General features: G+C 64.7%; 21 protein-coding genes and 1 pseudogene. 10 read left to right on the top strand and 12 right to left on the bottom strand.

From position 1 onward, the window contains the following. The first annotated feature begins 141 nt into the window (after positions 1–141). The 5 genes from AB5Y59_RS18770 to AB5Y59_RS18750 all read left to right on the top strand — a co-directional run bounded on the left by AB5Y59_RS18770 (position 142) and on the right by AB5Y59_RS18750 (position 8,341). Positions 142–1,272 (top strand): cupin domain-containing protein, encoded by a 1,131-nt coding sequence (locus AB5Y59_RS18770; RefSeq protein WP_268453178.1) that lies wholly within the window; start codon positions 142–144, stop codon positions 1,270–1,272. 403 nt (positions 1,273–1,675) lie between these two features. Further along, a complete protein-coding gene (gene pykF / locus AB5Y59_RS18765) occupies positions 1,676–3,088 on the top strand; it encodes a pyruvate kinase PykF (RefSeq protein WP_010673615.1) in 1,413 nt (470 codons plus the stop codon). A 149-nt stretch (positions 3,089–3,237) separates the two neighbouring features. Continuing rightward, a complete protein-coding gene (mscK, locus tag AB5Y59_RS18760; RefSeq protein WP_010673614.1) occupies positions 3,238–6,555 on the top strand; it encodes a mechanosensitive channel MscK in 3,318 nt (1,105 codons plus the stop codon). 121 nt (positions 6,556–6,676) lie between these two features. Further along, positions 6,677–7,285, top strand: a complete 609-nt coding sequence (locus AB5Y59_RS18755) for a LysE family translocator (RefSeq protein ID WP_202044334.1) — start codon at positions 6,677–6,679, stop codon at positions 7,283–7,285. A gap of 57 nt (positions 7,286–7,342) precedes the next feature. Then, positions 7,343–8,341: a beta-propeller fold lactonase family protein gene (locus AB5Y59_RS18750; protein ID WP_368212512.1), complete on the top strand. Its 999-nt coding sequence runs from the start codon at positions 7,343–7,345 to the stop codon at positions 8,339–8,341. Positions 8,342–8,404: 63 nt separating this feature from the next. Here AB5Y59_RS18750 and AB5Y59_RS18745 read toward each other — a convergent pair whose 3' ends face one another. Both AB5Y59_RS18745 and AB5Y59_RS18740 read right to left on the bottom strand, forming a co-directional pair. Continuing rightward, positions 8,405–9,145: a dienelactone hydrolase family protein gene (locus AB5Y59_RS18745; protein WP_161653701.1), complete on the bottom strand. Its 741-nt coding sequence runs from the start codon at positions 9,143–9,145 to the stop codon at positions 8,405–8,407. A 144-nt stretch (positions 9,146–9,289) separates the two neighbouring features. Then, positions 9,290–10,528 (bottom strand): uracil-xanthine permease family protein, encoded by a 1,239-nt coding sequence (locus AB5Y59_RS18740; protein ID WP_041213272.1) that lies wholly within the window; start codon positions 10,526–10,528, stop codon positions 9,290–9,292. A gap of 317 nt (positions 10,529–10,845) precedes the next feature. On the opposite strand from AB5Y59_RS18740, the gene AB5Y59_RS18735 reads away from it, so the two are divergent. After that, a complete protein-coding gene (locus AB5Y59_RS18735) occupies positions 10,846–11,889 on the top strand; it encodes a Hint domain-containing protein (RefSeq protein ID WP_368212511.1) in 1,044 nt (347 codons plus the stop codon). A 117-nt stretch (positions 11,890–12,006) separates the two neighbouring features. Here AB5Y59_RS18735 and AB5Y59_RS18730 read toward each other — a convergent pair whose 3' ends face one another. Further along, positions 12,007–13,716, bottom strand: a complete 1,710-nt coding sequence (locus tag AB5Y59_RS18730) for an NAD-dependent malic enzyme (RefSeq protein WP_270667843.1) — start codon at positions 13,714–13,716, stop codon at positions 12,007–12,009. A 221-nt stretch (positions 13,717–13,937) separates the two neighbouring features. On the opposite strand from AB5Y59_RS18730, the gene mobA reads away from it, so the two are divergent. The 3 genes and pseudogenes from mobA to AB5Y59_RS18715 all read left to right on the top strand — a co-directional run bounded on the left by mobA (position 13,938) and on the right by AB5Y59_RS18715 (position 16,459). Beyond that, entirely contained in the window at positions 13,938–14,552 is a 615-nt protein-coding gene (gene mobA, locus AB5Y59_RS18725) for a molybdenum cofactor guanylyltransferase MobA (protein ID WP_041213274.1), read from the top strand. After that, a pseudogene (mobB, locus tag AB5Y59_RS18720) lies at positions 14,549–15,034 on the top strand (molybdopterin-guanine dinucleotide biosynthesis protein B); the annotation flags it as partial. The gene mobA and the pseudogene mobB, both read left to right, overlap by 4 nt. A 345-nt stretch (positions 15,035–15,379) precedes the next feature. Further along, a complete protein-coding gene (locus tag AB5Y59_RS18715) occupies positions 15,380–16,459 on the top strand; it encodes an FUSC family protein (protein WP_239053881.1) in 1,080 nt (359 codons plus the stop codon). Between the two features lie 69 nt (positions 16,460–16,528). Here the strand turns inward: AB5Y59_RS18715 and AB5Y59_RS18710 are convergent, their stop codons facing one another. The 8 genes from AB5Y59_RS18710 to AB5Y59_RS18675 all read right to left on the bottom strand — a co-directional run bounded on the left by AB5Y59_RS18710 (position 16,529) and on the right by AB5Y59_RS18675 (position 23,194). Further along, positions 16,529–17,902 carry an HD-GYP domain-containing protein gene (locus AB5Y59_RS18710; RefSeq protein ID WP_368212510.1) on the bottom strand — a complete coding sequence of 458 codons (1,374 nt, stop codon included), beginning with the start codon at positions 17,900–17,902 and terminating at the stop codon, positions 16,529–16,531. A gap of 84 nt (positions 17,903–17,986) precedes the next feature. After that, positions 17,987–18,544: a DUF3332 domain-containing protein gene (locus AB5Y59_RS18705; protein WP_319872949.1), complete on the bottom strand. Its 558-nt coding sequence runs from the start codon at positions 18,542–18,544 to the stop codon at positions 17,987–17,989. Between the two features lie 144 nt (positions 18,545–18,688). Beyond that, complete coding sequence (locus AB5Y59_RS18700) at positions 18,689–19,984, bottom strand: methyl-accepting chemotaxis protein (RefSeq protein ID WP_368212509.1); 1,296 nt, start codon at positions 19,982–19,984, stop codon at positions 18,689–18,691. Positions 19,985–20,184: 200 nt separating this feature from the next. After that, positions 20,185–20,649 carry a GNAT family N-acetyltransferase gene (locus AB5Y59_RS18695; RefSeq protein ID WP_042864187.1) on the bottom strand — a complete coding sequence of 155 codons (465 nt, stop codon included), beginning with the start codon at positions 20,647–20,649 and terminating at the stop codon, positions 20,185–20,187. A gap of 60 nt (positions 20,650–20,709) precedes the next feature. Continuing rightward, a complete protein-coding gene (locus AB5Y59_RS18690; RefSeq protein WP_045523951.1) occupies positions 20,710–21,165 on the bottom strand; it encodes a DoxX family protein in 456 nt (151 codons plus the stop codon). Beyond that, complete coding sequence (locus AB5Y59_RS18685) at positions 21,162–21,914, bottom strand: putative DNA-binding domain-containing protein (protein ID WP_368212508.1); 753 nt, start codon at positions 21,912–21,914, stop codon at positions 21,162–21,164. The genes AB5Y59_RS18690 and AB5Y59_RS18685 overlap by 4 nt, the downstream gene beginning before the upstream one ends. Positions 21,915–22,028: 114 nt before the next feature. Further along, positions 22,029–22,871 carry a DUF692 domain-containing protein gene (locus AB5Y59_RS18680; protein WP_368212507.1) on the bottom strand — a complete coding sequence of 281 codons (843 nt, stop codon included), beginning with the start codon at positions 22,869–22,871 and terminating at the stop codon, positions 22,029–22,031. A 59-nt stretch (positions 22,872–22,930) separates the two neighbouring features. After that, positions 22,931–23,194 carry a DUF2282 domain-containing protein gene (locus tag AB5Y59_RS18675; protein WP_010673595.1) on the bottom strand — a complete coding sequence of 88 codons (264 nt, stop codon included), beginning with the start codon at positions 23,192–23,194 and terminating at the stop codon, positions 22,931–22,933. Positions 23,195–23,492: 298 nt separating this feature from the next. Between AB5Y59_RS18675 and AB5Y59_RS18670 the strand changes: the two genes are divergently transcribed. Further along, the gene (locus AB5Y59_RS18670) at positions 23,493–25,517 is read left to right on the top strand and encodes a BCCT family transporter (protein ID WP_039039363.1); all 2,025 of its coding nucleotides are present in this window, start codon (positions 23,493–23,495) and stop codon (positions 25,515–25,517) included. A gap of 159 nt (positions 25,518–25,676) precedes the next feature. Here AB5Y59_RS18670 and AB5Y59_RS18665 read toward each other — a convergent pair whose 3' ends face one another. After that, positions 25,677–26,057, bottom strand: coding sequence for a hypothetical protein (locus tag AB5Y59_RS18665; protein WP_049636634.1), 381 nt, complete (start codon positions 26,055–26,057; stop codon positions 25,677–25,679). Between the last annotated feature and the right edge of the window lie 176 nt (positions 26,058–26,233).

Raw genomic sequence — 26,233 nt, 5'->3', positions numbered from 1 at the left:
GAACCGGCGGGGGCTCTGTCATGACGGCAGGGCCCCCGTTGATTTTGGCCCATTTGATATGATCACCCTCTATCGGGCCATTTCAGAGCCCTTGCCCAAGCCCGCCTTGGGCAAGCCCTCTCACAAGATACGAGAAGCACCATGTACCAACTCAATCTGGATATCGCTCACTTCCTCGAGCACTACTGGCAGAAGCGCCCGCTCCTCATCAAGGGCGGTTTCATCGACTTTCAGGATCCCATCAGCCCGGACGAGCTGGCGGGTCTGGCCATGGAAGAGGTGATCGAATCGCGCCTGGTCACCCGCTTCAACAACAAGTGGGAGGCGGCCCACGGCCCCTTCGAATCCTACGATCACCTGGGGGAAGAGAACTGGACCGTGCTGGTGCAGGCGTGCAACCACTGGGTACCCGAGGTGCATGAGCTGGCGGTGCCCTTCCAGTTCATCCCGGGCTGGCGCTTTGACGATGTGATGGTGAGCTTCTCCACCCCTCACGGCGGTGTCGGCCCCCACATCGACAACTACGATGTCTTCATCACCCAGGGTCAGGGCAAGCGCCACTGGCGGGTCGGCGATGCCAAGCCCCGGAGCGAGTTTGCCGCCCACGCCGCCCTGCTGCACTGCGAGCCGTTCGAGGCGATCATCGACGTCATCATGGAGCCGGGCGACATCCTCTACATCCCGCCCGGATTCCCCCACGAGGGCTACGCCATCGAGCCCTCCCTGAACTTCTCGGTGGGTTTCCGCGCACCGGACGCCAAGGCCCTTGTCTCCTCCTTTGCCGATCACCTGATCGACAACGAGATCCGCACCGAACGTTACGGCGACCCGGACCTCCAGCCCCGCGCCCGCCACGGGGAGATCCAGCCCCATGAGCTGCACCGCCTGCGGGAGCTGATGCAACAGGCCCTCGACGACGAGACCCTGTTCAAGGAGTGGTTCGGCACCATGATCTCCGAGGCCAAGCACGACCTGGACGTCAATCCGGTGGAGCCGGACTACAGCGCCGACGAGGTGGCCGACCTGCTGAGCCAGGGGGAGCCCGCCATCAAGGTGCCGGGGTTGCGCAGCGTCTGGTTCAGCGGCGAGAGCCGCACCTGCTACATCGACGGCGAAGCCTGGACCCTGCCGAGCGAGGATCCGGCCGCCATCGCGCTCCTGTGCGACAAGGACATCATCACCCAGGACGCGCTGGTGGAACTGGCCGATCAGGCGGGCTTCCTGCAACTGCTGACCCGGCTGGTCAACCGCGGCTACTGGTTCTTCGGCTGATCCAGAGGGCTGCCGCCCCTCCCGGCGTGCCGGGAGGGGCGGCGTTTTTTCCGCTGTAGGCCAACCGGCTCCTGCCTTGCACTGCTTCGCCCTGACGCCGCGGGAGGGAGTGACTACACTGGATGACGGCCAACGGCATCGGGCCGGATCGCCCCCGCAATAGGGCCCTGTTGTTTGTCATTTAACAACATGGGATCGGGCAGGATGCGGGGCCAGAAATGGGAACCAAATGGCCTCAGTTGCGGAAAATCAATTATTTTAGCCCCTAAAATGAGCTGTGAGCGAAAACGTTATCTTTCAAATTGAGGCCGTTTTCGCTCAAAACGTTGTTTCTGGATCATAAAAAGTATCCAAAAACTGGTGTATATTGCACGGCGGAAATTCCTTAACCATGAAGACTGACATGAAAAAGACCAAAATCGTCTGCACCATCGGTCCCAAGACCGAATCCAAAGAAATGCTGGGCAAGATGCTGGATGCCGGCATGAACGTCATGCGCCTGAACTTCTCCCACGGCGACTACGCCGAACACGGTGGTCGCATCAGCAACCTGCGCGCTGTCATGGCCGAAACCGGCAAGCACGCAGCCATCCTGCTGGACACCAAGGGTCCGGAAATCCGCACCATCAAGCTCGAAGGCGGGAACGACGTCTCCCTGGTCGCCGGCCAGACCTTCACCTTCACCACCGACCAGACCGTGGTGGGCAACAAAGACAAAGTCGCCGTCACCTATGCCGGCTTTGCCAGCGACCTGCGCGTCGGCAACCGCATCCTGGTTGACGACGGCCTGATTGGCCTGGACGTCATCGAAATCACCGAGCGCGAAGTGATCTGTAAAGTGCTCAACAACGGTGACCTGGGCGAGAACAAGGGCATCAACCTGCCGGGCGTCTCCATCAAGCTGCCGGCCCTGGCCGAGAAAGACAAGCGCGACCTCATCTTCGGTTGCGAGCAAGGCGTTGATTTCGTTGCCGCCTCCTTCATTCGCAAGAAAGAAGACGTGCTGGAAATCCGTGAGCACCTGAAAGCCCACGGTGGCGAGAACATCCAGATCATCTCCAAGATCGAAAACCAGGAAGGCCTGGACAACTTCGACGAGATCCTGGCTGTCTCCGACGGCATCATGGTTGCCCGTGGCGACATGGGTGTCGAGATCCCGGTAGAAGAAGTGATCTTCGCCCAGAAGATGATCATCGAGAAGTGCAACAAAGCCCGCAAAGTGGTCATCACCGCCACCCAGATGCTGGACTCCATGATCAAGAACCCGCGTCCGACCCGCGCCGAAGCTGGCGACGTGGCCAACGCCATCCTGGACGGTACCGACGCAGTCATGCTGTCCGGTGAGTCCGCCAAGGGCAAGTACCCGCTGGAAGCCGTGACCATCATGGCCACCATCTGCGAGCGTACCGATGCCGTGATGCCGTCCAACCTGTCTGCTGCCAACGACAGCAACAAGCTGCGTATCACCGAAGCGGTCTGCAAAGGCGCGGTCGAGACCTCCGAGAAGCTGGACGCCCCGCTGATCGTGGTTGCCACCGAAGGCGGCAAGTCTGCCAAGGCCATCCGCAAGTACTTCCCGAAAGCCTGGATCCTGGCCATCACCACCAACAAGAAGACCGCTGCCCAGCTGGTGCTGACCAAGGGTGTGGTTGCTCACGTGGTTGACTCCATCGCCTCCACCGACGACTTCTATCGCATCGGCAAAGAAGCCGCGCTGGAAATCGGCATGGGCGTGAAGGGTGACGTGGTTGTCATGGTCTCCGGTGCCCTGGTACCGAGCGGTACCACCAACACCGCCTCCGTTCACGTACTGTAATCAGTCCTGAACCGATGAAAGCGGCGCCTGCGGGCGCCGTTTTTTTTTATCTCTCCCCCTGCTGCCCCTCTTGCGCCGGTGCTAGAATCCACGCGGATTTTACCCTGGTGGAAAATCCCCCGAACATCGCATAATCACCCGGACGCTTTATGCTCTCAACACGCTTCAAAAGAGCCTCGGCCACCCTGCTGCCGCTGCTCTGTTTACTCATCACCTTCTGGACCCCGAGCACCCTGGCGCAGGATCTGCCCCAGCGCGCCACCGTGCAGCGGGCGCTCGACGCCCTCGGCAAATCGGACACCCCCACGGCCAGCCAGCAGGCGGACCAGAAGTTCCTGACTGACACCCTCTCCCTCCTCGACAGCATCGACAAGGAGAAGACCAAGGCCAAAACCCAGAGCGAACGCCTGCGCACCCTGCCGGCAGAGCTCAAGGAGATCGGCGCCAAGCTCGACGCCCTGACCCAGGGCAAGAGCCCGGAGCAGCTCAAGAGCGAATACGCCACTATGAGCCTGGCGGAGCTCGATGCCCGCCAACCCGAGATCATGGCCAACATGCAGGCGGCCCAGGAGGCCCTTGGCACCATCGGCAGCCAGATCACCAACCTGCAGACCCTGCCGGAGCGGGCCCAGGCCAGCATGAGCCGCGCCTATCAGCGCAGCCAGGAGATCCGCACCCGCCTCAACGCCGGGGACGGGGTGAGCAGCGCCGAGAAAATGAAGCTTAATGCCGAACTGGCCCTGCTGGATCTGCAACTGGCCAACCTGCAAAAGGAGCTGGACAACCGCACCAGCATGCAGGATCTGGTGGTCAAGCAACGGGACTACCAGAGTGCCCGTCTCGCCAGTGAAGAGCAGAAACTGCAGGCATTGCAGGAGCAGAGCAGCGCCAAGCGCCTGGGGGACACCGAAAAGACCGCCGAAGAGACCGGCGAACTGGTGGCCGCCGAAGACAACCCCCTGGTGCAAAAAGAGCAGGAGCTCAACTACCAGCTCAGCCAGCAACTCATCAGCTCCACCAACAGCCTCAACACCCTGGCCCAGAAGAACCTGCAGGCGAAGAGCATGCTGGAGCGCGGCACCCAGACCGAGCGCAACCTCAACGAACAGGTGCAGATGCTCAAGGGCAACCTGCTGCTCTCGCGCATCCTCTATCAGCTCTACCAGCAGCTGGAAGCGGCCCCCTCCACCCTGGTGAAGAACCTGGAGGAGCAGATCGCCGACCTGCACCTGGCCCAGTTCGAACTGAGCCAGCAGCGTGACCAGCTGTTCCAGAAGAACCAGTATCTGGACAACCTCATCGCCAGCAGCGGCGAGACGGTGAGCGACGAAGACAGGGCCAGCCTTGCCAAGCTCATCGACACCCGCATCGGCCTGCTGGATCAGCTCAACCGCCAGATGGATGCCCAGCTCACCAACGCCATCAGCCTGCAACTGACCCAGCAGCAGCTGACCCGGGTCTATGCCTCCATCGAGTTCACCCTGCAGCAGCACATCTTCTGGGTGAGCAGCAACAAGCCCATTGATGCCAAGTGGTTCATCACCTGGCCGGCCCAGGCCTTCAAGCAGGCCTCCGACTGGGTGCTGAAACCGGACTGGAGCGGCTGGGGCGACATGCTGCTGGCGGTCTCCCTGCTCTCCCTGCCGCTGCTGCTGGTGGGCGGCCTGCTGCTGTGGAAGCGCGGCACCCTGCTCGAGCGCCAGAAGAAGATCGTCAAGGATCTGGGACGTTTTCGTCAGGACAGCCAGTGGCATACCCCCCGTGCCCTGCTGTTCACCGTGCTGCAACGCCTGCCGGGCACCCTCTTCATCCTGGCCGCCGGCCTGCTGCTCGCCTATTGCGGCCTGCTGAGCCCGAGACTCATCTTCCAGATCACCCTGAACCTGGCCCTCGGCTACCTGGTGTTCAGCGTCTACCTGTCGGTGATGCGACCAGGGGGCATCGGCGAGACCCACTTCCGCATGCCGCGGGACGAATTGCAGGCCAAGCGCAACAGCATGCGCTACCTCTGGCTGCCCCTGCTGCCCCTCATCATGCTGTCGACCAAGGCGGTGGTGGAGCCCTCCTCCCTTGGCAACGACGTCATCGGCCAGGGCATGACCATGCTGCTGCTGGGGCTGACCGCCTACCTGGTGCTGCCCATCTCCCGCGCCCGCATCAAGGGCGAGGCGAGCATGTTGCAGACCCTGACCGCCGTCGCCCTGGCGCTGGCGCCGGTGGCCCTGATGGTGCTGGCAGCCCTTGGCTACTACTACACGGCCCTGAAACTCACCGGCAGGCTCATCGAGTCCTTCTACCTCATCATCATCTGGGGTCTGGTCTATCGCACCGCCCTGCGTGGTCTTGAGCTGGCGGCCCGTCGTCTGGCCTATCGCCGCGCGGTCGCCAAGCGGGAGCACAAGACCCAGGAGGATGCGGAAGGGGGCGAAGCCATCGAAGAGCAGCCCATGGATCTGGAAGAGGTCAGCCAGCAGTCCCTGCGTCTGACCCGCATCATGCTGCTGCTGGTGTTCGGCGTCGCCTTCTACTGGCTCTGGTCTGATCTGGTGGCGGTCTTCACCTACCTCGACAGCGTGGTGCTGTGGCACAAGAGCGAGGGGACCGGGGCCAACGCCGTGCTCTATCCCATCAGCCTGAGCGACGTGCTGACCGGCCTCTTCGTGTTTGGTGCGGCTCTGTCGCTGGCCCGCAACCTGCCGGGCCTGCTGGAGGTGCTGGTGCTCTCCAAGCTGCGCCTCGCCCAGGGCACGGCCTATGCCTTCACCACCATGCTCAACTACGCCCTGATCGGGGTGGGCAGCCTGACGGCGCTCGCCATGCTCGGGGTCCAGTGGGAGAAGCTGCAGTGGCTGGCCGCCGGTCTCTCGGTCGGTATCGGTTTCGGCATGCAGCAGATCGTCTCCAACTTCATCTCAGGCATCATCATCCTGTTCGAGCGCCCGGTGCGGATCGGCGACACCGTCACCATCGGCACCATCTCGGGCACGGTCAACAAGATCAGGATCCGCTCCACCACCCTCACCGACTTCGACCGCAAGGAGGTGATCATCCCGAACCAGCAGCTGATGATAGAGCGGCTCATCAACTGGTCCCTGTCCGACACCGTCACCCGGGTCATCGCCCGGGTCGGGGTGGCCTATGGCTCGGATCTGGATCTGACCCGCAAGCTGTTGATGCAGGCCGCCATGGAGAACAGCCGGGTGCTGAAAGACCCGGCCCCCATCGTCTACTTCCTCACCTTCGGGCCCAGCACCCTGGATCACGAGCTGCGCTTCTTCGTGAGCGAGCTGGGGGATCGCAACCCGGCCATCGACGAGCTGAACCGCCGCATCGACGTGCTGTTCCGCGAGCATGGCATCGAGATCGCGTTCAACCAGATGGACGTCTACATCAAGAACATGCAGGGAGACGAACAGAAGGTGGAATCCCGCCCGGCGCTGCCGCCGGCAGGGAACCAGCCCGTCTGATCCCGCCCGCTTCACAGGCCCCGTCACGGGGCCTGTTTTTTTTCTGCCCGCCCCCCGCCTTGGAAAGCGCAGATCGCCCCCAATATAGGGAAGACAACGGACTGTCTGCACGAGGAATCCAATGGACTCGCTCTACGCCGTGGTGCTCTTTGCCATCTCGGCATCGGTCACCCCCGGCCCCAACAACATCATGGTGATGAGCGCCGGCGCCAGCGTCGGGATACGCAAGAGCCTGCCCCTGCTCATGGGGATCTGCGTCGGCTTCACCCTGATGCTGTTGCTGGTGGGGCTGGGCTTTGGCCAGCTCTTTACCCGCTTCCCCGAACTCCACATGTTCATCAAGTGCGCGGGCACCCTCTATCTGCTCTATCTTGCCTGGCTCATCGCCCGCCCGACGGACGGGATGGCTGACAGCAACGGGGCCCGCCCGTTCGGCTTTTTCAAGGGTGCCCTGTTCCAGTGGGTCAATGCCAAGGCCTGGGTGGTCGCCATCGGCGCCATCGCCGCCTTCACCAGCGCGGGGAGCGACCCCTTTGAGCAGCACCTCGTCATCGCCCTGACCTTCTTCATCGTCTCTTTCCCCTGCGTCGGACTCTGGCTCCTGTGCGGTTCCCTGCTCAAGCGCTGGCTGGCAAACGATCTTGCCCGTCGCCGCTTCAACCAGGTGATGGCAGCCCTGCTGGTACTGTCAGTGGTGCCCGTCATTCGCGAGATCCTGATCCCCGCCTGAGAGGCCGGGACTCCCCTTTCCCTTGACCCGACGGATGGCCGTCGCAAAGGAGATGCAATGCAACAAGTGGTCTATGTGGCCAACCCGGTGAGCGGGTTGATCCATGTGTTTCGCCTCGAAGCAGGCACCCTCGCCCCGCTGCAGGAAGTGCAGACCGGCGGCGAGGTGCAGCCCCTGGTCATCAGCCCGGACCGGCGCTGGCTCCATGCAGGGGTGCGCCCCGATTTTCGGGTGCTGAGCTTCCCCATCACCGCCGATGGGCGGCTCGGGGCCCCGACCTCGGCGCCGCTGCTCGGCAGCGCCTCCCACACCTGCACGGACGGCAGCGGCCGCCTCTTCTTTGCCGCCTCCTACGCCTTCAACCACGTCACCGTCTCCCGCCAGGATCAGGCGGGCCGGATGCAGCCCCCTCACCAGCGTCTCGACCACCTGATGGCGGCCCACTCGGTCACCTGGCTTGCGGGGCAAAACGGGGAGCAGGAGCTGCTGGTGGCCTGCCTGAAAGAGGACAGGGTGCGCCGCTTTGCCCTGGTGGACGAGAGGCTGGTTCCCCATCCCTTGGGGGACATTCACACCGCCCCCGGCGCCGGGCCCCGCCATCTGGCACTGCACCCGGACAACGGCGATCTCTATTGCCTCAACGAACTCGACGCCACCCTCAATCGCTACCACAGGGAGGCGGACGGACAGATAGTGGTGCGCGAGAGCCTGGACATGCTGCCCCCAGGCTATGAGGGGGAGCGCTGGGGCGCCGACCTGCACCTGACCCCGGATGGACGTTTTCTCTACACCAGCGAACGGGCCAGCAGCCTGCTCACCCTGTTCGGCGTCTCCCCCCAAGATGGCGCCCTCACCCCGCTCGGCCACTTCCCGACCGAGGCCTGTCCCCGGGGCTTTGCCATCGACCACAGCGGCCACTGGCTCATCGCGACCGGGCAGCAATCCCATGAGGTGGCGCTGCATGCCATCGACCCCGAAAGCGGCCAGCTCACCCCGGGCCCACGGAGCGAGGTGGGCAAGGGGGCCATGTGGGTGAGGGTGCTCGCCCTCCCCTGAGATGGCAAAAAACGGGCATAAAAAAAGCCATGGCACTGCCATGGCCTGCGTGAGCCGGCCCCCTCAGGAGCCGGTCACCTCCTTCAGGAAACCGGTGAAACGCTGCCAGGACTTGGCATCGGCATCGGCGCGGTAGTTGTCCGAGCCAAAGACGCTGAACGCGTGGGGAGCGCCGCTGTAGCTGGTCGCCTCGTGCTTCACCCCGGCGCTCTCCAGCTCGGCCACCAGCGCCGCAAACTGACCCAGAGAGACCGCCTCGTCGGCGCTGCCGTGCTGGACAAGCAACTCTCCCTTCACCTCTTTGTAGTCCTGCCCGGCCGGGGTCTCCAGCCCGCCGTGTACGCTCACCACCCCCTTGAGATCCGCCCCGCTGCGGGCCAGCTCCAGTACGGCGGCGCCGCCAAAGCAGTAACCGAGGGCCACCGCATTGTCGAGCCGCCCCCCCTGCCTGCCCGCCTCCGCCAATCCCCCTTGCAGCAGGGTGCGCATCCTGGGCCTGTCCTGATAGAGGGCCCCGGTGAGGCGCTTCTTGTCTTCCACCGTGCTCGGCCTGACCCCGGCACCGAACAAATCTACGGCAAAGACACTGTAGCCCAGGGCCACCAGCATCTCGGCCCGCTTGATCTCGTAACCGTTGAGCCCGTCCCAGTCGTGCACCAGCACCACCAGAGGGGCCTGCTTGTCGGCACCCGCCAGGTAATAGCCCTCGAACGGCTTGCCTTCGACCTCGTAGCGCACCGCACCGGCCTCGGCCGCACCGCTCCCCATCAGCCCCAGCAGGGCCAGGATCCATGCCCTCTTCATCCTTTCGTCCTCTCCCGTCAATGGTGCCCCTGAGTGTAGCCGCTTCACATGGGAGCCCGGGTTCAGTGGTAGGCAGGCAAAGAAAGAGAGGCCACCCGAAGGTGGCCTCTTTTTCATCATCTCAACGTACAGCAAGCCAGGCGCTTAATCCTTGGCGCTCTCCATGGCACCCGTTTCGGAGTGCTGGGGCAGGATGAGGTTCAGCAGGATCGCCGCCACCGAGGCCAGCCCCACGCCCGCCAGGGCGAAGTCACCGATCTTCATCTCCAGGGCACCGACACCCACGGTCAGGGTCACCGCCACGATGGCGATGTTGCGGGACAGCCCCAGATCCACCTTGGACTCCACCAGGGTCTTGAGACCGATGGCGGCGATGGATCCGAACAGCAGCAGCATGATGCCGCCCATCACCGGCATGGGGATGGAGGTGAGCAGGGCGTTGAACTTGCCGAAGAAGGCCAGAATGATGGCAAACACCGCGGCCCAGGTCATGGTGACCGGGTTGAAGTTGCGGGTGATCATCACGGCGCCGGTCACTTCTGCATAGGTGGTGACGGGGGGACCACCGATGAAACCGGCGAAGCAGACGCCGATGCCGTCACCGGCCAGGGTACGGTGCAGGCCCGGATCCTTGGTGTAATCCTTGCCGGTCACGCCGCCGATGGCCAGCACGCCGCCGATGTGCTCGATGCAGGGGGCGATGGCCACCGGCAGCATGAAGAGGGCCGCGGCCCAGTTGATCTCCGGGGTCTCGAAGTGGGGCAGCGCCAGCCAGGGGGCGTTGACCATGCCGTCGAAACTCACCTGGCCCATCAGCACGGCAGAGACATAACCGGCGATGACACCGCACAGGATGGGGATGAGCTTGATCCAGCCCTTGCAGAACACGGCGGCAATCAGGGTGACCGCCAGGGAGATGCCCGCCAGGGTCAGCGCCGTGGTGGCAGGCACCACCTGCTCACCGCCGGCACGGCCCATGGCCATGTTGCAGGCTACCTGGGCCACCGACAGGCCGATCACCATGATGACGGGACCGATGACCACGGGGGGCAGCAGCTTGTGCACGAAGCCCATGCCACGAGCGCGGATGATGGCCGCCAGGATGAAATACATGAAGCCCGCGGCAAACAGACCGAACATGGTGGAGGGCAGGCCCCAGGTCTGGGTGGCATAGATGATGGGGGCGATGAAGGCGAAGCTGGAGCCGAGGAAGATCGGCACCTGACGACGGGTGCAGAGCTGGAACAGCAGGGTGCCTACACCGGCGCCAAGCAGGGCCATGGAGGGGTTCAGACCGGTGAGCAGGGGCACCAGCACCATGGCACCGAAGGCGACAAACAGAATTTGCAGCCCGGCGACGCTTTGCTTGACCAAGGAAAACATGGGTATCCTTAATTTTTTGATAACTGACAGGGATATTTGACACTTTTCAGTCATCACAAGACGTTTTCAAGGCAGCCAACGGGCCAAACGGCGTCATTTGTTGCCTTTTACTGCTTGGGGAGGGCATGAAACTGGCTTTTTAGGCGGGATTCGCTGCTACAAGCATCGAGGATGCGATTTTACGCACTTTTATGGCCAACGCCAATCGTTTTTCCGGCGAGTTGACATGACAAGGCTTTCAACTGGTCGACGCAGATATCGCCCCAATCCCCTCTCTATACTCGAAGGCGTGACCTCACACCGACAAGGAGTTCCCCATGTCACTGCCCTCGTTCAAACCCAGCCAGCGCCGGCTGCTGCTGGGCTCGGCCATCGCCCTGGCCCTGTTCGCCACCCCGCTGAGCTATGACTTCGACCACCACCAGTGGCAGGTAAACCAGGCCCATGCCAAATCCTGCTTCATCGCCGGTACCCGCATCCTGATGGCCGATGGCTGCGAACGCCCCATCGAGACCCTGCGGGTCGGCGATCGGGTGCGGGACAGGCACGGGCAGAGCAACCGCATCCAGGCCATCGAGCGGGTGGCGCTGGGGGGGCGCAGGCTCTACGGGCTCAATCATCTGCCCCCCTTCTTTACCGCCGAGCACCCCTTCCTCACCACCCGGGGCTGGGCGGCCATCGCACCGGCCATGACCCGCACCGAAAACCCGGCCCTCGCCGTGCTGCCGCTCTTTACCGGCATGCACCTGCTGGGTTGGTCAGAGGGGGGCAGCGCGGGCAACCTGGCGCTGGCGCCGCACCCTGTCGAACTGCCGGTGGCCTCCCTCTCCTGGGTTGATGCCCCGCCCGCCACGGCGCTGTTCAACCTGATCCTCGATGGCAGCCACAGCTATGTGGCCAATGGGTTGATCGTGCACAACAAAGGGGGGGATGGCGGCGGCAACAGCGGCGGCGGGGGCAGCAACAGCGGCGGCGGGGGCAGCAACAGCAGCGGTGGGGGCAATAGTAGCCACAGTGGAAACAATAGCGGAAATGGAGGTGATAGTAGCCATAACGGAAACAATGGCGGGGACGACAGCGGCCACGGCGGCGATGACCGTGGTCAGGGCGAACATGCCGGTGGCGACCAGCACGCTGGCGGCGATCGCCACGGCGGTGGCGACAAGCATGCAGGCGGGGAGCGTCATGCCGGTGGCCGGGTGGATGACAATGGTGTCGATGCCGTCGACGCCAATGGCAACAAGCTTCGGGGAGATGGCAGCGTCGACGACAACGGTGTGGACGCCGTCGACGCCAATGGCAACAAGCTTCGGGGCGACGGCAGCGTCGATGACCGCCTGGTGCCCCCGCCCGCTCAATAGGTGGCAGCGTCCTGCCCCGCACACACAGCAGGGCAGAAAAAAGAGAGGGTGGCCTGGGCCACCCTCTCTTTTTCTATGGCATCGTCATGCCCGCGACACGTGCGGGCAGGTCGCACCTCAGACCCGGCGGTACGGCAGGTAGACCGGCTCCCACATATGGCTCAGGATGTGCTCTTGCAGATCCTGACCGATGAGCGGGTGGGAGGGGTCGCGGCGCACGATATCCTTGAGCACCGCGGTCGCCACGTGCACCGAGATGTTGCGCAGCTCGCTGATCCTCGGGTAGACGGTGCCCCGGGCGAGATCCGCCTCGCTCACGCATTCCGCGAGCGCAAAGGCGGCGGTGGTGAAGATGTCCGGGCTTATCTCGCGGATCTGGCTGACGATGGCCGCCAGCCCCACGCCGGGGAAGATGAAGACGTTGTTGCCCTGACCGATGCGATAATCCTGCCCCTCATGGTGCACATCCTTGAACGGGCTGCCGGTGGCGACGATGGCGCGCCCCTGGCTCCAGCGGAAGATGTCTTCCGGCAGGGCCTCGCAGTTGGCGGTGGGGTTGGAGAGGGGGAACACCATGGGGCGCTCGCAGTGGGTCAGCATCAGCTGGATGTGCTCCTCCTGGAAGGCGCCACCGGCGCCGCTGGTGCCGAGCAGCACTGTGATGGGCACGTGGCGCAGCACCTCGGTCAGCCCCGCCTTGCCCTGCAGATCCCACTGGGCCAGCAAGAGGCCCGGCTTGGCGTAGCGGCGCTTGTACTCATCCAGCCCCTCGCGGTTGTCACACACCAGCCCCTGGGTATCCAGGATGTAGATGCGATCCCGCGCCGCCTGCGGGTCAAGCCCCTCGCGGATCATCCCCGCGCAGATCTGATCCGCCACCCCGACCCCGCCAGCCCCGGCCCCGTAGACCAGGTAGTGCTGCTGGCCCAGGGTTTCCCCCTTGGATTTGACGGCCCCTATGATGCCCGCCAGCACCACGGCCCCGGTGCCCTGGATGTCGTCGTTGAACGACGGCAGCGCCTGCTGGTAGCGGGCCAGGTTGTTGAAGGCGTTGGACTTGCTGAAGTCCTCCCACTGCAACACGGCGTTGGGGAAGTGGCGCTTGACCCCGGTCACGAATTTGTCGATGAAGTCATCGTACTCCTTGCCGCGAATGCGCCTGTGGGGCTGACCCAGGTACATGGGGTCATCCAGCAGCGCCTGGTTGTCGGTGCCCACGTCCAGCGCGATGGGCAGGCAGCAGGCGGGGTGGATGCCCGCCCCCAGGGTATAGAGGGCGAGCTTGCCGATGGGAATGCCCATGCCCCCCACCCCCTGATCGCCGATGCCGAGGATCCCCTGGCTGTCGGTCACGACGATGATGCGCACCGCCTTGGCATCCATGTGGCGGGCGAGAGAGCCCATGTCCTCGACGTTCTTCGGGGTGATGTAGAGGCCGCGCGGCTTCTGGAATCGGTGGCTGAACTCCTGGCACGCCTTGCCCACGGTCGGGGTGTAGATGTAGGGGGTCATCTCCTCCACGTGGCGGGACAGGAGGGCGTAGAACAGGGTTTCGTTGCGATCCTGCAAGGCTCGCAGGTTCTGGTACTTCTCGATGTCGCTGCAGGCGCTCAGGAAGGCCTCATAGACCCGCTCCAGCTGGGCTTCGAAAGTCTGCACCTGGGGCGGCAAGAGGCCGCCCAGCTCAAAATCGGCCCGTTCCTGTTCGGTGAAGGCGGTACCCTTGTTGAGGTTGCGATCGTTGAGCAGATTGGTGCCCGTCAGCGCAACGGGGCGAAAATCGTGACCCTGTGCATCTTTCCACAGCAGATATTGTCCGGTAGCCATAGTCATTCTCTTTGATTTACATGAAGTTGCCATCAGGCAGGAGAGCAAGACTCAGAATGCTGGGGATCATATGACGTTTGCCGATCCGGTTTTGTGAGCTTGGACAAACCCTGCGGCCAAAGGCGCCTTTGCCGGGGCAGCCGAAGGTTGCTCCCGCGCCCGCCTTGGCGCAAGATCCCGACACGCCCCTGTGGGCATCCCTTTGCGAGCAACGGAGCACCATGACCCCTTCCTCTTCCCCCGCTTTTCTCGTCAGCGGCGTCATCCTCGCGGGCGGTCGCGCCATCCGCATGGGGGGCGATGACAAGGGCTGGGTGCCCCTCGCGGGCACTCCCCTGATCGAACACGTGCTGACCCGCCTGCGCCCCCAGGTCGACGAGGTGCTGATCAACGCCAACCGCAGCCAGGCTCGCTACCGGCAACTTGCTCCCGTCATCGGGGACGCGCAGGCCGACTTCCAGGGGCCGCTGGCCGGCATGCTGGCGGGGCTGACGGCGGCCCGTCATGACTGGGTGCTGTTCGTCCCCTGTGACGGCCCCGCCCTGCCCCTTGATCTGATGACCCGCTTTCGCGCCGCCATCACCCCGGACACCGATCTGGTGGTGGCCCACGACGGGGAGCACCTCCAGCCCGTGGTCGCCCTGCTGCGCCGCGCCCTGCGCCCCTCCCTGAGCCAGGCGCTGGCGGACGGGGAGCGCAAGACCGGGGCCTGGTTTGCCCGCCACCGGATGGCGGTAGTGCCCTTTGCCGATCTGCCCGACGCCTTCGTCAACCTCAACAGCCCGGCCGAACTCGCCGCCTGGGAGGCGAGGCTGCGGGAAGGGGGCGCGCCATGAGCCCCCTGCCCCTGCTGGGCTTCGTCGCCTGGAGCGGCACCGGCAAGACCACCCTGCTGGAGCGCCTCATCCCGCGCCTGGTGGCACGCGGTCTGCGACTCGGGGTGCTCAAGCACACCCATCACGCCTTTGACATGGACCAACCCGGCAAGGACAGCCACCGCCTGCGCCAGGCGGGCGCCACCCAGGTGATGGCGGCCTCCGACCGGCGCCACGCCCTGATCCGGGAGACCCCGGAGGGGGAGCCCCCCTTCGAGGCGCTGCTGGCCCGCTTCGATACGAGCGCCCTGGATCTGCTGTTGGTCGAGGGGTTCAAGCACAGGCGCTTTCCCAAGGTGGAGCTGTATCGCGCCGCCATCGGCCGGCCCCTGCTCTTCCCCGATGATCCTGACATCGTCGCCCTCGTGAGCGACGCTCCCCAGGCCACGACCCTGCCCCGGTTCCCCTTCGAGGATCTGGAGGCCATCGCCGACTTCATCTGCGCCCGGTTGCCCCCGCACGAACCCCGTCAGGCCCCGCCGCCCCTTCGCCTCTGCGCCCGGCTGCTGGCGGCCCTGCCCCCATCGTCAGAGCAGGGCGTTGTGCCCGGCTTGCTCAGTCAGGACGAGGCGGGCACCCTGCTGGTGCGCCCGGTGGATGGGGGCCACGACAGTGCCAACTGCCGCATCGAACGGGCGCCGGGTAGCGCAGCCCTTCCCCCCGGCGAGCGGGTCATGGTGCGCCTGCCGACAGGTGCGCCCCCATGAACCGGAAAAACGACGCAGGTCAAGGCGAATGCCGTCCCCCTTGCTATCCTCACAACCCTGACCCGAGATAAGAGAACGCCCTTGCGCCTCAATGCCCCCCTCTCCCGCTTCGATCTGCTCATCTATGGCCGCTACCGCCTGGTCCACGGCCTGCGCATCGCCCTGGCCTTCACCCTCACCTTCCTGCTGACCCGGGAGCTCAAGCTGCCGGAGAGCACCTGGCCCCTCATCACCCTGGTGGTGGTGATGGGCCCCATCTCGTTCTGGGGCAACGTGCTGTCGCGCGCCCTGCAACGGGTGGTGGGCACCGTCTTTGGCGCCGCCTGCGGGGTGGTGGCCCTCTATCTGGAGCTCTACTCCCTGCCTCTGATGCTGGCCTGGTGCTGCGCCATCATGTTCCTGTGCGGCTACCTGGCGCTCGGCAAGCGCCCCTATGTGGGGCTGCTCATCGGCATCACCCTGGGGGTCATCGTCGGCGGGGTGCCCGGGGACATCGAGACCGCGCTCTGGCGCAGCGGCGACGTCATCCTGGGGTCGGTGCTGGCCCTGCTTTTTTGCAGCATCTACCCCCAGCGGGCCTATACCCACTGGCGTCTGCAGATGCACGACACCCTGCAGCAGGCCGGGCGGCTCTACCACACCCACCTCTCCCCCAACGTGCTGGAGCGCCCCAAGCTCACCCGAAGCCATGCCCGCCTGCTCGCCAAAATAGTCAGCCTGCGCCCCCTGCTGGCCCCGGCGGTCAAGGAGACCCGCCTTGGCAGCCCGCTGTTCGAGGCGACCCAGACCACCCTTCGCAACAGCGTCTGCACCCTGGAGATGCTGGCCAACACCTACTGGCGGGATCGCCAGAGCCACTTCCTGATGCAGAGCCACCCGGGGCTTCGCGCCTGCCAGCAGGCGACGGAGTCGGTGCTCACCGAACTCGCCCTCATGCTCAAGAGCGGTGATACCACGGCGGCCGACCAGGCCATCGGCCGCCTGCAAGCCGCCGCTGCACGGCTCGATGGGGACGCAATCCAGGCACCAGGCCAGGGGTACGACCCCACCCTTGGCGGCTACCTCTGGCTCAATCTCCATCTCATCGAGCAGCTCGCCCACCTCCATCGCCTGCTGGGGCTGGTGCTGCAACCCTATGCCAAGCCCTCGGCCCGCCCCTGATCGCGCCTCCTGCAACCGCCCACAAAAAAGCCCCGCCGTTGCGGGGCTTGTTTGTCTCGGGCTCGCGCCTTAGCTTGCACGAGCCAGGGGCTGCTCCGGAGTGAGGTAGAGGGAGAAGTCCTCTATCCCCGCCTTCAGGGCGGCAAAGCAGTCGGGGTCGATGGCCGTGCCCAGGTTTTCCGCCATCATCTCCAGGGCCCGCGGCACCGGGATGGCATCCCGATAGGGACGCTTGGCGGTGATGGCATCGAAGATGTCGGCGGTGGTGATGATGCGCGTCTCCAGGGTGATCGCCTCCCCCTTGAGCCCCTTGGGGTAGCCCTTGCCGTCGAGTCGCTCATGGTGGGCGCCAGCCACCTGGGCCAGCTCCTCGAAGGCGCCGATGCGGCCCAGGATCTCCTCGGTGTAGGCGGCATGCATCTGCACCGCCGCCCACTCCTGCTCGTCAAGCTTGCCCGGCTTGTCGAGGATGGCGTTGCTCACCCCGAGCTTGCCCACGTCGTGGAGCAGGGCACCCCGCTTGAGCCAGCGTCGCCGTGGCTCGGACAGCCCCATCTGGGCGGCGAGGATGTCGGCATAGAGCGCCACCCTGCCGCTGTGCCCCGCGGTATAGGGGCTCTTGGAGTCCACCACCTGGCCGAAGGCCGCCGCTATCTCGTCCAGATAATCCTCATCCAGCGCCACCTCCCCCTGCCCCGCCGGGTGGCCGAAGACCCGCTCCGCCAACGCGGGATCCGCCAGCCCTTGCCAGAAGGCGTCATCGGCCAGCGCCTCGAAGGCATTGACCAAGGCGGGATCAAACCAGTTTCCACTGCGCTCGCGCAGCTCCCTCATCGCCGCGTCCGGCCCGGCGGCGGCGTGAAACACGTCCACCACCTGACAGAGCAGGGCGATGCGGGAGAAGAGCGGGATGGCCTCTCCCGCCAGTTGTTGCGGCCGCCCTTTGCCGCTCCAGTGCTCATCCAGGGAGAGGATCCCCTGGGCCACCTCGTCGCTGAAACGCAACTGGCGGGCGATGTCCGCCCCCCGGTGGCAGCGGGTCAGGATCAGCTCGTTGGCTATCTGATCCCCGTTGCGAAAGATGTGGAACAGGCTGCGAAAACGGCCCAGCAGATCCGCCTGCAAGCCGGTGTGGCCCAGCACGAAGTTGACCACCTCGGAGAGGGAGCCATCCACCAGCTTGAAGTCGCGCTTGAAGTGAAGATCGTCGGTGAGATAGAGCTCGCAGATGCGGGCGGCATTGCTGCTGCACCCCAGATCCTTGAGCAACAGGGTGTAGTAGAGGTCGTGGCGCTGCCGGGCATCCAGTCCCAGTTGCTCCCCCAGACGAGAGCCTATCCAGCAGCAGCGGATGCAGTGGCCTCTCGGCTGCCCTTCCGTCATGTCCAGGGCATGGCTGAGAGAACCAATCAGCTCTGCCAAACGCAATCCATTTACCGTCATAGTCCACTCCCTCTACATCGGGGCGTACTTGCCCGCAGGCATGTATAGCATTTGTCGGGAGTAAAGGATCAGGGGTGCGACAAATTATACCTGCACCGCTCCCCGGCTTGCCGCCGCATCGCGCTGCTCGCGGCTCAGGGTCGAGACCAGTCTGTCGTCCAGATAGAGATCCAGTCGCTCCCCGCGCATCTCTCCCCGCATCAGGCTGCGCTGACCGTCGATGTAGTGGATCTCCATCTGGGCGGTGCGCTCGTCCGGGTAGCTCACCTGTACCTCGCGCACCCCTTGGGGCAGCATGGCCAGCGGCACCTGGTTGAGGGCAGGATCCAGGTGCTGGTTCACCTTGATGATCGCATCGCTCTTCTGATCCACCAGAGCGGGCGCCTTGCCGGTGATGGGGTTCTTGCCGGACCAGAATTCGATGGTGTTGAACACGAAGAGATCCGCCGTGGCCGCCAGGCCATAGACGGGGGAGAGCAGCACGAAGACGCCGGCACGGCCGTAGCGGTTGTCCACCACGCTGAGGTTGCCCTTGGTCACCATGGAAGAGAGGCCCATCTGACCCATGCAACCACCGAGCCCCAGGCTCGCCCCCATTCCCAGCAGCAGGGCCAGTGCCCTGCCTCTCTGTCGTACTGCCATTGTTGTCTACCTGCTCAATAAAAAGGAGGCGGCAGCCTAAACAAGGGGGCCGGGCGGCACAATGACGAAGGGGGGCGTCATACAGCCAGGGTTCAGCCTGGCCGTCCGATCGCTCACTCTGTTGGCAATCTTGCGGTCAGCCCCTCAGATGGAGAGGGCCGACACCGTCTGGGAGACCCTGTCCGCCTCCTGGTGGATCTCGCTCATCAGCTTGTCCACTCCGGCGATCTGCTGCTTGCCGAGTTCGGCGCTGCCCGCCACCCCGGCCATGTCGTCGGTCACCCTGGCGGTCAGCTCGCGGTTCTTCTGCACCACCCTGGCGATCTCGTCGGTAGAGAGCGACGTGCGGGCGGCCAGCTGGCGCACCTCGTCCGCCACCACCGCAAACCCGCGCCCCTGCTCACCCGCCCGCGCCGCCTCGATGGCGGCGTTCAGGGCCAGCAGATTGGTCTGATCGGCGATGGCGCTGATGGTCGAGACGATGGCCTCGATGCTTCTGGACTGCTCGTTGAGCTGGCCGATGAGGGCGATGGCCTCATCCACCTGGGAGGCGATGAGGGAAGAGGTCTGCACCACGGCGCGCAGCAAGCCCGCCCCCTCCTCTGCGCTGTGCAGCGTCTCCTGGGCGGTGCTGTGGGCCAGGCGGGCGGCCTCCCGGGTGGCGTGGTTCTGCTCGATGCGCGCGGTGATGTCGCTGGCGAACTTCACCACCCGCACCACCTTGCCGCTGCCATCCCGGATGGGGTTGTAGGTCGCCTCCAGCCAGACGGCCTGCCCACGGCTGTTGTGGCGCATGAAGAGGCCGGATTTGAACTGACCCCGGGCCAGTTCTTCCCAGAAACGGGGCTGCTCGCGCAGGAAGTCTTCGTCACAGAAGATCCTGTGGTGCCTGCCCGCGATCTCCCCCAGGGTGTAACCCATGACGCTCAGGAAATTGGCATTGGCATGGAGGATGTCGCCGTTCGGGGTGAACTCGATCATGGCCCGGGAGCGGTCCAGCGCCTCGGTCAGCGCCTCGAGCCGCCCAAGTCGCTGGTGCTGTTCGGTGACGTCGCTGGCAATCTTGAGTACCCGGGTCACCCGGCCCTGGTGCTTCACCGGGAAATAGGTCGCCTCCAGCCAGCGCGTCTCCCCCTGCCGGTTCACGCGCTGGAAGGTGCCTGACTGCACCTCCCCCTGGGCCAGGCGGCGCCAGAACTGGCGATAGTCACCTGACTCCCCCCAGGCCCTCGGACAGAGCTGGCTGTGGGGCTGCCCAATCAGTTCGGCGGCCCCATATCCCATCAGGGCCAGGAAAGGGGTGCTCGCCTCCTGGATGATCCCCTCCGGGCTGAAGATGACGGTGGCGGCGCCCGCCTTGATCGCCTCTATGATGCCCTGCTCCTCGTCGAGCCGGGTCTGGCATGCCTGCAACTGCGCTTTGAGCTTCTGATTGAACATGACACTTCTTCCTCGTTGACCATCCCCATGGGCACCACGGCCTCACCCACAGAGGGTATCGGCACCGCCAGCGCCGACATAAGTGGTCGGATGACTGAAACGAATGGGGCGCGCAGTGTATAGAAAAGCGGCGATGCCGCCAAGGGCTCCCAATACGCAGCCCAGGTGAAAGAGGATCAGCCCGGCGGTGAAAAAGGCGGCTAACGAGCGGGAACGCACTCAAGACAGGCGGGATTGCCGGCAAAGCCGAACCGTTCGTAGATAGCGCGCCCATCACTGCTGGCATGGAGCCACAGCTTGCCCAGTTGCTGCTCGCGGGCATACGCCACCATGGCCACCAGCAGGGCGTTCGCCATTCCCCGTCTGCGCCAGGCCGGCCGGGTGTAGATGTTGAGCAGGTACCCTTCCCGCCCCGCCAGATTGCCCGGGTAGGGCGGGCGCACGAAGAGTGCCAGGGTGGCGCACGCCACCACCTCGCCCTCCTCCTCCACCACCCAGCTACGGGCGCTGCCCTCTTCCTGCGCCTGAATGAAGTAGGCCTGCGTCGCCTCCCTGAGGACCGGATCCTCATCGGGCCGGGCAAGTTCCCCCACCTCGCAAAAGAGCGCCATGCGCAGTGTCGTCAGGGCGGGAATATCGGCCGCCAGGGCCTCGCGTACCTTCATCTCTTCTCCTTTGCATTCCTTGCCCGCCCGTCAGTCAGGCAGGGCTCGTGTGCGGCCACCTTACGCCGGAGGCGAGCGACGGGCAAGGCGCCAGCTGTCGAGCCCCAGGGGGCCCGCCCCCCACACGGCCAGGGTCAGCAGCATCCAGCCCCACAACTGGTGATCGTGAAAGCCCCCCGCCCAGAGGGCCGGGTAGGAGATGACCGCCATGGCGTTGAAGCCAAACAGCAGCAAGGCGACCGGACGGGTGAAGAGGCCCGCCAGCAGGAAGAGGGGCAGCAACAGCTCGGTCGCCGTGCCCGCATAGGCCGCCCACTGCCAGGGCAGCAGGGGCACCTGATATTCGAACTCGAACAGATAGAGGGTGCTGTCCCAGGCCGTGAACTTGAGCCAGCCGGATCGCAGAAAAATGGTGGCGACCCAGAGCCTGGCAAGCAGCAACAGGCCACCGCTGCACCAGGGCAAGATGCGTTCAACAAGGGGGCCAAGGGGCCTGGCAAGGGTTTGCGTTGTCATGGGGCAAGCTCCAGATCGACCAGCAGGTCGAGGGTGATGAGGGGGGCCAGGTGTTCGGCCATGGCGGGATCCTGAGCCAGCAGGCTGGCCAGCGGCCTGCCCTGCAGGCAGCCTTGCAGCAGACGCCAGGCGGCGGCATCCAGGGGAATGGGGTCGACCCGGTGTCCGGGGCGTTTCTTGAGTGCCAGGGAGCAGACAGCATCCAGTTCCCTGACCGTCTCACCGCCGTGCAGGGCCATCTGCCAGAGCGCCAGCACCGGATGGGGGCTCTCCAGGAGCAGCAGATCGCAGGCAGGATGCAGCACCAGCCGCTCCCAGTGCTCAGGGGTCATGGCGGCAAGCCGCTCGGCGGGCCAGCGCCGCGTCTCTGGCGCAAGCAGCGAAACCCGCTCCAGCCCCCACTCGAAGCGGGCCAGATCCCCGAGCCAGGGCAACGCGGCCGTGGTGGGCAAGCGTACCAACCAGTCGCCAAAGCCCTCCCCGTAGTCCATGACGCTCCCCTCCTCCAGAGGAGCCGCCAGCACGAACCCTCGTGCCGCCGCCTCAAAGAAGGTCTCGCCAACCATGGCGCGTACCGCGGGGTAGCTGCTGGCGAGCACCTCGGTGAGGCCGAGGATGAAGTTGTTGCGATAGATCTGCAACAGGGCGTCGGGGGCAAAGCGTCCCGGCTGGATGTGCCCGAGGATGGCATCATCCTGGCCGAGCAGACCGCTCGCAAAAGCGCGTTGCAGGGAAGCAAGCTCACACATGGGCGGCCTCCCCGAGCAGACCGCTCACAAAAGTACCTTGCGGGGAAACAAGCTCAGACATAAGTGGCCTCCCCGAGCAGACCGCTCGCAAAAGCGCGTTGCAGGGAAGCAAGCTCAGACATGGGCGGCCTCCCTGGATGTTTGCTGTGCCGCGCTCAGGATCTCGCTGGCACGCTGCGCCTCTCCCAGCAGCACCGGCAACGGGGGGATCGCCAGATCCCATTCAATCAGGGTGGGGATGGCGCGCTGCTGGCAGACCTGCTCGTAGAGCGCCCAGACGGGCTCGGCCACGGGGGTGCTGTGGGTATCGATATAGAGGGGCCCCTGAGGCAGGTGCTTCTCGGTAAAACCGGCCAGGTGAATTTCGCCGACCGTGTCGAGGTCGATAGTCGCCAGATAGTCGTCCACCTCCAGGCCGTGATTGACCGCGCTCACATGGAGGTTGTTGAGATCGAGCAGGACGCCGCAGCCGCTGCGCCCAGCCAGCTCGGCCAGAAACTCGGCCTCCCCCATCTCCCCCGCCAGTTGCAGGTAGGCGGAGGGATTCTCGATGAGCAGTTGTCTGCCCAGTGTCTGCTGCACCCGATCTATCTTGTCGCTCATGTGCAAAAGAGCGGCCCGGGTGTAGGGCATGGGCAGCAGATCGTTGAAAAAGCGCCCGCCGATGCTGCCCCAGCTCAGGTGCTCCGACACCCGCACCGGCGAGATGGCCGCCACCAGGGCCGCCAGCTGGCGCAGGTGCCCGGCATCGAGAGGATCGGCGGAGCCCAGCGACATGCCGACTCCGTGAAGGCTCACGGGGTAGTGCCTCGCAAGCTCCGCCAGCACCTCGAAGCCCTGGCTGTGGCGCTCGAAGTAGTTTTCGCTGTGTACCTCAAGCCAGCCCACTCCGGGCAGGGTGTGGCGGATCTCGTCGTAGTGCGGGGGGCGTAAACCGATACCGATCAAGGGGTTCATTGCTGGGCTCTCAATAGATAGGGCCATGATGTGGCGGGCGCCACACCATGGCATGCGGCTTACTTGGGTTGCAGGGACCCGCCAGCGAGCTTCTCGCACAGCCCCTTGGGCACCACCACGAAGGCATCCCCCTGGGCATCCATCTTGGCGGTGCCGGCGCAGGATCCGCCCTTGGTGGCGCAATCGTTCTTGCCCGCCTTGACCACGCCGTAGCACTTCTCCTTGTCATCCGCAGCCATGGCCGGCGCGGCGATGAACTGGGCACCCAGGGCCAGCAGACCCGTCATGGCAGAGGCGATGGCAGTACTTTTTTTCACGTTCATATCCCTATTCCTTGTTGTCAAGAGTGGTGTCTCCGGCGCATCTCATCCGGCTACGTTCAATAGAACCGGACGAGGGGGGAAAAGATTTCCCAAAAAACGGCATCAACTCGCTATTAACAAACAAGAAAGCGGTAACCATCTGATTTAAAGGCATAAAATACGATGAAAAAAACAGGACGACGAGTGCCTCCCCCACGGTGCTCATGGCCGTTGACCCCGTCACTCGCCGTCCACCCCTTGTCTGCTTTGCACCCGAGGGGCCTATAGTGTCTTGAGTCCTTCCACCCAAAGGTGTCCCATGAACGCTCCCCGTCCCCCCAGATGCACCCTGTCGCTGCCCATCTTCATCCCGGGCCTGCTCTTCATCCTGGCGCTGCTGGCCATCTGCTCCCTGGCCCCGGAGGCCGCCGCCCGCTTCTTCGGCAGCGGCCAGAGCTGGATAGCCCAGCACTTCAGCTGGTTCTATGTGCTGGTGGTCGGCATGTTCCTGATCCTGCTGCTGGTGATCGCCTTCAGCCACTTTGGCAACATTCGCCTCGGGCCGGACGATGCCCGCCCGGAGTTCAGCTTCACCTCCTGGCTCGCCATGCTGTTCGCCGCCGGGATGGGGATAGGGCTCATGTATTTCGGGGTGGGCGAGCCCATGAGTCACTTCGTCTCCCCGCCCCAGGCGACGCCCCTGACCCAGTTGGCCGCCCGCGAGGCCATGGTCACCACCTTCTTCCACTGGGGCTTTCACGCCTGGGCCATCTACGCCATCGTCGGCCTGGTGCTGGCCTACTTTGGCTTTCGCTACAACCTGCCCCTGACCATCCGCTCCGGCCTCTATCCCATCTTCAAGGAGAAGATCCACGGGCCGCTCGGCCACGCGGTGGACGTCTTCGCCCTGGTGGGCACCATCTTCGGCATCGCCACCACCCTGGGCTATGGCGTGATGCAACTCTCGGCGGGGATCACCCGCCTCACCGGCATGGACACCTCGGGGGAGCTGTTTCGCTTCGGCCTCATCGGGGTCGTTATCACCCTCGCCGGCATCTCGGCGGTCACCGGTCTCGACAAGGGGGTGAAGCGCCTCTCCGAGCTCAACCTCTTTCTCGCCATCGTGCTCCTGCTGTTCGTGCTGGTGGCCGGCCCCACCCAGTACCTGCTGGGAGCCCTCTCGGAGAACATTGGCAACTATGTCTCCTCTTTAAGCCAGCTCACCTTCCGCACCTTCACCTACAGCGAGACCCGCCAGGCGGGCTGGTTCGGCAACTGGACCCTGCTCTACTGGGCCTGGTGGATCTCCTGGTCCCCCTTCGTCGGCCTCTTCATCGCCCGCATCTCCCGCGGACGCACCCTGCGCGAATTCATCCTCGGCGTCCTGTTCGTGCCCACCGCCTTCAACCTGCTCTGGATGACGGTGTTCGGCAACGCCGCCATCTGGGCCAGCCAGCATGAGGGGGGCACAAGCCTCATCGACTCGGTCGGCAACATCGACACCCTGCTGTTCAACTTCTTTGACCTCTTGCCGGGAGCGGACATCACCTCGGCGCTCGCGGTGATCCTCATCAGCGTCTTCTTCGTCACCTCCGCCGACTCGGGAGCCTTCGTCATCGACAACATCGCTACCCAGGGCAAGGAGGGCTCACCGGTCTGGCAGCGCCTGTTCTGGGCTCTGCTGCTCGGGGTCACCGCGGGTACCCTGATGAGCACAGGGGGACTGGCGGCACTCCAGTCCATGACCCTCATCGCCGCCCTGCCGTTTGCCTTCATCATGGTGCTGCTCTGCCTCGGACTCTGCCGCGGCCTTGTCGCAGACAAGGAGCACTCGGCCAGGCGCCTCTCCCCCGCCACTGACTTCTGGAACGGCAAGCAGTGGCGCACCCGGATGGATCACCTGCTGCGCCCCTCCACCGAGCAGGAAGCCCGCGCCTTTGTGGACAAGATCGCCCTGCCCGCCCTGACGGCCCTGAGTCAGGAGTTCGCTGCCCGGGGCATCACCAGCCGGGTCGAAGAGGATGGGCCGGATCAGTGCCATCTGCTGGTGCCTCAGCAAGGTCGCCGGGACTTCTGCTACGGGGTGCGCATCGAGGCCCGCCCCGCCCCCGCCTTCAACCCCCTGGAGGCGGCCCACAACCACGATCCCGAGGCCCGCATCTTCGAGCCCATCACCTATTTTGCCGATGGCCGCGCCGGGTACGACATCCAGTACCTGACCCGGGACGAGCTGAGTGCCGACGTCTTGCGCCAGTACGAGCGCTATCTGGTGCTGAGCCAGGACGAGGGGCAGGATCTGCTGAGCAGCGCCCCCGAACATACCCAGCCAACCCAGGGAGAGTGATGACCAGGCAGGGATCAAGTCAGCTCCCCGCCCGGAGCTTATGGCCGGGCACACTGGCGGCGAGGGCTGCCCCCACCACCCATCACAACAGAGAAAGGGGCCCCAGGGCCCCTTTCTCGTCACTGCCTCAACCGGCGTTGGTGTCAGACCCTCACCGGCTCAGGCGGTTTTCACGCACTTCTGGATAAAGCTGTTCTTGGCCGCCCCGGCGAGCTTCTTGTCCGCCGCCGCCTTCTCGCACTGGGTCGCCTTGTCGGCGGCCCCGTCCGTCTTCAGACACTTTTGCACGAAGCTGTTCTTGGCCGCGCCAGCCAGCTTCTTGTCGGCGGCCGCTTTCTCGCACTGGCTCGCCTTGGCACTGGCGGAGGCATCCTTGACGCACTTGCCCACAAAGCTGGTCTTGGCGGCGCCCGCCAGCTTCTTCACCGCCGCCTGGGCCTCGCACTCTTGCTGCGCGCCAGAGGTCGCGCTCTGGGCTACCCCCATTCCCATGCCCATGACAGTCACACACAGACTCAACACCATCAGGATCCGCTTCATATGTCACACTCCCATCGTTCTATCCATTGTGGTTGGCCCCCACTCACGCGGGCCAAACGAGGCACCCTCGCCTCGCTGCACTATAGTCCCCCCTCCCCGTGACAACAAAATGCCCCTTCCTTCTCGACAACCCCCTCCTTGCCCCCGCTCCGGCCACCCGGCGCCTTCACTTCAAT

Source organism: Aeromonas sp. s10 (assembly GCF_040907975.1).
GTDB classification, from domain to species: domain Bacteria; phylum Pseudomonadota; class Gammaproteobacteria; order Enterobacterales; family Aeromonadaceae; genus Aeromonas; species Aeromonas caviae.
This window is presented reverse-complemented; position numbering and strand designations above follow the sequence as displayed.